General features: G+C 60.8%; 6 protein-coding genes and 1 pseudogene. All 7 read left to right on the forward strand.

Features of this window, described 5'->3' with window-relative positions:
* Positions 1–456, forward strand: a pseudogene (locus tag AC1D1Z_RS32720) (haloalkane dehalogenase); the annotation flags it as partial.
* A 96-nt stretch (positions 457–552) separates the two neighbouring features.
* Entirely contained in the window at positions 553–1149 is a 597-nt protein-coding gene (locus tag AC1D1Z_RS32725; protein WP_477852996.1) for a class I SAM-dependent methyltransferase, read from the forward strand.
* A 124-nt stretch (positions 1150–1273) separates the two neighbouring features.
* Positions 1274–1948: a response regulator transcription factor gene (locus AC1D1Z_RS32730; RefSeq protein ID WP_477852998.1), complete on the forward strand. Its 675-nt coding sequence runs from the start codon at positions 1274–1276 to the stop codon at positions 1946–1948.
* Positions 1945–3324: a sensor histidine kinase gene (locus tag AC1D1Z_RS32735; protein ID WP_477853000.1), complete on the forward strand. Its 1380-nt coding sequence runs from the start codon at positions 1945–1947 to the stop codon at positions 3322–3324. The genes AC1D1Z_RS32730 and AC1D1Z_RS32735 overlap by 4 nt, the downstream gene beginning before the upstream one ends.
* A gap of 94 nt (positions 3325–3418) precedes the next feature.
* Positions 3419–4399 (forward strand): 3'-5' exonuclease, encoded by a 981-nt coding sequence (locus AC1D1Z_RS32740; protein ID WP_477853002.1) that lies wholly within the window; start codon positions 3419–3421, stop codon positions 4397–4399.
* Between the two features lie 190 nt (positions 4400–4589).
* Positions 4590–4736 carry a DUF1127 domain-containing protein gene (locus AC1D1Z_RS32745; RefSeq protein WP_003548073.1) on the forward strand — a complete coding sequence of 49 codons (147 nt, stop codon included), beginning with the start codon at positions 4590–4592 and terminating at the stop codon, positions 4734–4736.
* A gap of 624 nt (positions 4737–5360) precedes the next feature.
* Positions 5361–6102: 5-dehydro-4-deoxy-D-glucuronate isomerase (gene kduI / locus AC1D1Z_RS32750; protein ID WP_477853005.1), on the forward strand; the 742-nt coding region annotated here is incomplete at its 3' end.

Genomic DNA, 6102 nt, shown 5'->3' on the forward strand with positions numbered 1-6102 from the left:
GCCAAGGTCCTCGACGAAAATTTCTTCATCGAACAGGCCTTGCGCGCGACCACGCTGAAAGGGCTGAGCGATGTCGATTGGGACGTCTACCGCGCCCCCTATCCGGACCGCGACAGCCGGCGCCCGCTGCTGGAATGGCCGCGCGCCATGCCGATCAACGGCGAGCCGGCCGATGTCGTCGCCAGGATCGACGCCTATGACCGCTGGCTTGCTGCCAGTCCCCAAATTCCCAAGCTGCTGCTGACCTTCGACGGGCCTGCCGAAGCGCTATTGATCGGCAGCCAGATGATTTCGTGGTGCCGCGACACCATCGCCGGCCTGGAAATCAGGGGCTGCGGGCCAGCGCGCCACATTGCCCCCGAGGACCAGCCCGAGGCGATTGCCGCCGAAATCAAAGGCTGGATCGATCGGAAGGGGCTCAGAACAGCGCAGCGGAAGGTCGCGTCTCAGGCATAAAAATCAGCGTCTGCGTCACAGTGAATGCGACATGACAGACTGTTGCAATGTTGAGCCGGTTCATGGGTGGGATCAATCAGCCACTGTGAAGGTCCAATGCCACGTTTCGATCGACGCTTTCTTCTTGGCTGGCTTCGCGCGCCGCTGCGCATCGCCTCGATCACGCCATCGGCCCCCCACCTTGCGGGCCTGATGACCAAGGAAATTTCTGCGCTAACCGGGCCGGTTCTCGAACTCGGCCCGGGCACCGGCGTTTTCACCTCGGCCCTTTTGGAACGCGGCATTGCAGAGCGCGATCTGACGCTGGTCGAATACGAACGGGATTTCGCCACGTTGCTTCAAGACCGTTTTCCCGATGCCAGGGTGCTGCGGCTGGACGTGCGAGAGATGTGGAAGACGGCGCTTTCCAGAAGTTTCTTCGGCGGCGTCGTCAGCGGGCTTCCGCTTCTTGCCATGCGGCCGGAGGATGTGCGGGCGCTGCTCGAGGGCTGCTTTTCCAGCCTCAGGCCGCATGGTGCCTTCTATCAATTCACATACGGCCCAAAATGCCCGGTGCCCGTCGAAATCCTCGACTCCCTCGGTCTCGTCTCAAAGAGGATCGGTTGGACCCTGCGCAATATCCCGCCGGCTGCGGTCTATCGCATCAGCCGCAGGTACCAGCCAATGGCCCTGATCGAGCAGCGCCGTGCATGATGATGGATACGATCCTTTGCTACGAGGCGGGCGATCTTGCATTCGATGCGCTACCGCTGCTGCAGGCCTCGCTGAGGTGATAGGGTCTCCTCCTGTAGATCGACGGCCCCGATAGGAATGTGAGATGCGCATATTACTGATCGAGGACGAACCTCAAATGGCCGTGGCCCTCAGGGGCGCACTGACCAGGCACGACATGGTGATGGATCATGTTTCGACCCTATGCGACGCCGAACTGGTGATCGGCGACGGCGCCTACGACGCCGTCCTCCTGGATCGGCAACTGCCCGACGGCGACGGCCTTGAACTCATTCCGAAGATCCGCAATAGGGGGCTGACGCTGCCAATCATCGTCATCACCGCCAAGGGAGAGGTTCCAGACAAGATCACCGGCCTTGAGACCGGCGCCGACGATTACCTCGCCAAGCCCTTCGTCTTCGACGAACTTCTGGCGCGGCTGCGCGCCGTCATGCGCCGCTCAGAAACCTTGCGCCCGGCGCTGATCTCGATCGGCCGGCTTTCGTTCRATCCGACCTATTGCGACATCATCGTCTGCGGCCAGCGTCTGGAAATGCCACGCCGGGAGGCGCTGGTGCTCGAATGCCTGGTGCGCCGGGCCGGTCGCATGGTGCCGCGGCCGGCCTTGATGGAGGCGGTCTTCGGATTCGACGACGAAATCCAGTCGAACGCGCTCGATTCCCATATATCGCGGCTGCGGCGCAAGCTGGCAGCGTCGCAAGCGGGTGTGGTCATCAACGTTATCCGGGGCGTGGGTTATCTCCTGCGTGAAGCATCATGAGCAAACGATGCTCCTATTCGCTGCACAAGCGACTGTTCTGGCGGCTTCTTGCCGTACAGTCGGTCGTGCTCATCCTGGTGATGATCGTGCTGATTTCGGTCGGGAAAATCTTCGACTACAGGTCGACGGAGGGCACGATCGAGATCCTGCGCCACGCCGTCTTCCGCCAGCCCACCGGAGAGTTAAGCCTGAGGGAAACGCAGGATCTGCGACAGCTGCGGAAAGATGCGCCCGATCTCTGGTACACCATTCGCGACATGCAGGGACATGTTTTGACCGAGGGCCGGATTCCGGAAGAATATGCCACCATCGGCAATACGCTCGATCATGTCGGCCAGGCGAGGTTCGGCTCGAATCTCGGCGACCGCGACCGTCCGGCTGTCCGAATGAAGTGGATTACGACGGATGGGGGACAGGTGCAGTTTCTGACAGGCACCGACGGCCCCAACTCGCTCACCTTCATCCTGTACGGCGTTTCGCTGATCCTTGCGAAGCTTGTTATCCCCGTCGTCGCCGTGATGGCGTTGGGTGCGTTGATCGCAACGCCACTCGTCGTGCGAAGGTCGCTGGTTGGGATCGACCAGGCCGCGCTCGAGGCCGATACGATCGATATCGACCAGCGCGGCGGCCGGCTTTCGGCCAACGATATTCCCGAAGAGATCGCGCCGCTGGTGCGCGCCGTCAACCGTGCGCTCGGCCGTCTCGACGAGGGTTACGAGCGGCAGGAACGGTTTCTGACCGACGCCGCCCATGAGCTGCGCACGCCGATCGCCATTCTGAATACGAGAATTGGATCCCTGCCGCACAGTTCGATCAAGACCGACCTGTTGGAAGATGCCGCAAGGCTCGCCGTTCTCACCGAGCAGATGCTCGATCTTCAGCGGCTGAAGCAGGGCAAGGTCCAATTCAGCAAGGTCGATCTCGGCCAACTGGCGAGGAAGGTCATCATCGAGATGGCGCCGCTGGCTTTTGCCGCCGGCTATACGGTGCAGTTCGATGTCGACGGCGCCGGCGAGATCGACGGCGATCCTCTGGCCCTGCAACGCGCCCTGATGAACATCCTGCAGAACGCGATCAACCACGGCGGCAGGAAAGRCATCATCGCGCTGACCGCCGGCTGCAACTGGATCGAGGTCAGCGACGAGGGACCGGGCATTCCCGCCGATATGCGGGATCGGATATTCGAGCCCTTCTTCAAGCGCCATCACGACGRACGCGGCGCCGGACTCGGCCTCAATCTCGTTCGTGACATCCTGCGCATGCACGGCGGCGAGGTGACGATCGACAACCGCAATCCCGGCGCGGTCTGCCGGCTGAGCTTCCCACCGGACAAAACGGCAGGCGTTCATACGCCGCCGCGCCTGGCGACTGCATAATACTAAGGGCTACCGCGTCCTTTGTGGCTCGCGAAAAGACGCGCGGCGCTGTCGTGCGATGGATTAAATCGCGTCTCCGTGACATATAGAGTCGATGAGCGTGCACAGAGATTCGCAACTCGACATGTTTGCCAAGGCATCGCCCGCGATTGCCAAGGTGCGCGGTCCAGTGCGCCGGCAACCTTCCCAACCGACCGCCTACTCTGATGAAGACATGGCGCGGACGCTGGAAGAGAGCGGCAACTATCGCATCTTGAGAAAGCTGGCCGCCCGGCCGGTTGCGTCAGTCAGGCGGCCCGGGTTTTCACAGCTCGGCGTCATTCTCGATACGGAGACCACAGGTCTCAACCACCGCAGCGACGAGATCATCGAAATCGGCGCCGTCGCCTTCACGTTCAACGATGACGGGGCAATCGGCGATATCGTCGGCATTTATGGCGGCCTGCAACAGCCGTCCCGACCGATCCCGCCCGAGATCACCCGGCTGACGGGTATCACCGATGCGATGGTCGAAGGACAGCTCATCGATATCCAATCTCTGAGAGCGCTGATCGAACCGGCGGATCTGATCATTGCCCACAATGCCGGGTTCGACCGGCCGTTCTGCGAGGCCTTCTCGACGATTTTCGCCGGCAAGGCCTGGGCATGCTCGGTTTCGGAGATCGACTGGAGCGCCCGCGGCTTCGAGGGCACGAAACTCGGCTATCTCGTCGGCCAGGCCGGGTATTTCCATGAAGGCCATCGCGCCGTGGACGACTGCCACGCGCTCCYGGAAATCCTCGATCGAGAGCAGCGCGACGGTGAAAGCCCGTTCACCGAGCTCTACCGCGCCAGCCAGCGCTCGCGCATCCGCATCTTTGCCGAACACAGCCCGTTCGAGATGAAGGACCACCTGAAGGCGAGGGGTTATCGCTGGTCTGACGGCAGCGACGGCCGTCTGAAGTCCTGGTGGATAGAAGTCGGCGAAGAGGATCTCGGCGACGAGCTTTCCTATCTGCGTTCGGAAATTTACCGGTGGAAAGAAGCGGAGCCGCCGATCGTGCGGCTGACGGCCTTCGATCGTTTCAAACTCTGACCGCGAAGCGGTTCGGATCCTGATCGGGAAATCGCTACCAGATATGACGATCCATGCAATTGCTGCATAGGTGCAGTGATGCATTGGCGCTGTAATAGTCAGAGGTCTCATATTATATACAACTCATCGAAGCGAACGAAGCGCCAAGGACTGGCAGCTGAGCTTCGAAAGCCCACGAAAGGGGATCATCATGAACGTAGCACGCTCTTTCAATAACTGGCGCAAGTACCGTCAGACGGTCGCTGAACTGGGTCGTATGTCCGCACGCGAACTGGACGACCTCGGCATCGGCCGCAGCGAAATCCGCAACGTCGCCCGCGCCGCCATCGCCCGCTAACGGCAAATTAGACCAAGCATCTTCGAGACTATGCCAGCGCCTGCTTCCTCCCGAGCGGGCGCTTTGCTTTTGTGCGTCCGGCGGATGGAGCAGGGTGATCAAGCCGCCCGCTTTTCGCATAGCGCATAGCTGCATTGCAAAGAGATGCCTATCAACTGAGCAAGAAATAAGTATGATTATTTCTATCGAAGCGATGCACCTCCTCCCGCGTCCCTTCGATATACAGGCGCCCCATCCTCCTCCCAGGGTCGTCTGTGGAATGACAGCACTCCTCCTCCCAGCTGTCGTTCGGTTTTTTTCGAAAGCCTGCCGCACCTCCTCCCGCGGCAGGCTTTTTCGTTCTGGCCCAAGAAAATACCGGCCCGTGCCGAAGCGGCCGCTTGCGATCATCGCTTGATCATGGCGTCATCATCTCCGCAAATTCTCCTGTCTATTCCCAGTTTTCCTTTCGTGCTCTTGCGGGCCTTGCGTCTCCTCAAGCGAGCACCGACAAACCTGTTGACACCAAACTTGTCGTACAACTATGTAACCGGATGGATACCGCCGCAGCGGAACAGGCCGGACAAGACCGACTTCCGCAATAGCGACGACCCCTGGCGACAATGAAGCGGAAGGAAAATTGACATGCAGATCGACGTGAGGCACGCCTCCCATCCAGAGGCCGTGCGTGATTTCGACACGGAGACGCTGCGGCGTCACTTTCTGGTGGAAACCGTCTTCGCGAGCGGCGAGATCCGGCTCACATATTCGCATTACGACCGAATGGTCATCGGCGGCGCGACGCCGCTCGGCCCCGGGCTGACGCTGACGGCGCCGACGGCGATCGGACAGGAAACCTTCCTTGCTGAGCGTGAACTCGGCGCCCTGAACATCGGTGGTGCCGGCCGCATCATCGTCGACGGCACGAATTACGATCTTGCCAAATATGATTGCCTCTATGTCGGCAAGGGTGCCAAGGACGTCAGCTTCGAGAGCGCGGATGCTGCCAATCCGGCAAAGTTCTATCTGGTCTCGACGCCAGCGCATCAAGCCCATCCAACAGTGTTGCTCACCCGCGAAAAGGCCCGTCACCTGACGCCGGGCGAAGCCGCCACAGCCAACAAGCGGTCGATCTACCAGTTCATCCACCCGGAAGTCTGCCAATCCTGCCAACTCACCCTGGGCTTCACCATGATCGAACCGGGCAGCGTCTGGAACACCATGCCGGCCCATACACATGACCGCCGCATGGAAGCCTATCTCTATTTCGATCTCGAAGCGGAACAGCGTGTGTTCCACTTCATGGGCGAGCCGCAGCAGACCCGGCATATGCTTGTCGCCAACGAACAAGCGGTCATCTCGCCGCCCTGGTCGATCCATTCGGGCG

This window comes from Rhizobium sp. P1_E1, assembly GCF_056406015.1.

What these genes read in the sequence shown, in the direction of transcription:
- AC1D1Z_RS32725 (WP_477852996.1), top strand. Translation starts at nt 553, where the DNA reads ATGCCACGTTTCGATCGACGCTTTCTTCTTGGCTGGCTTCGCGCGCCG.
- AC1D1Z_RS32745 (WP_003548073.1), top strand. Translation starts at nt 4,590, where the DNA reads ATGAACGTAGCACGCTCTTTCAATAACTGGCGCAAGTACCGTCAGACG.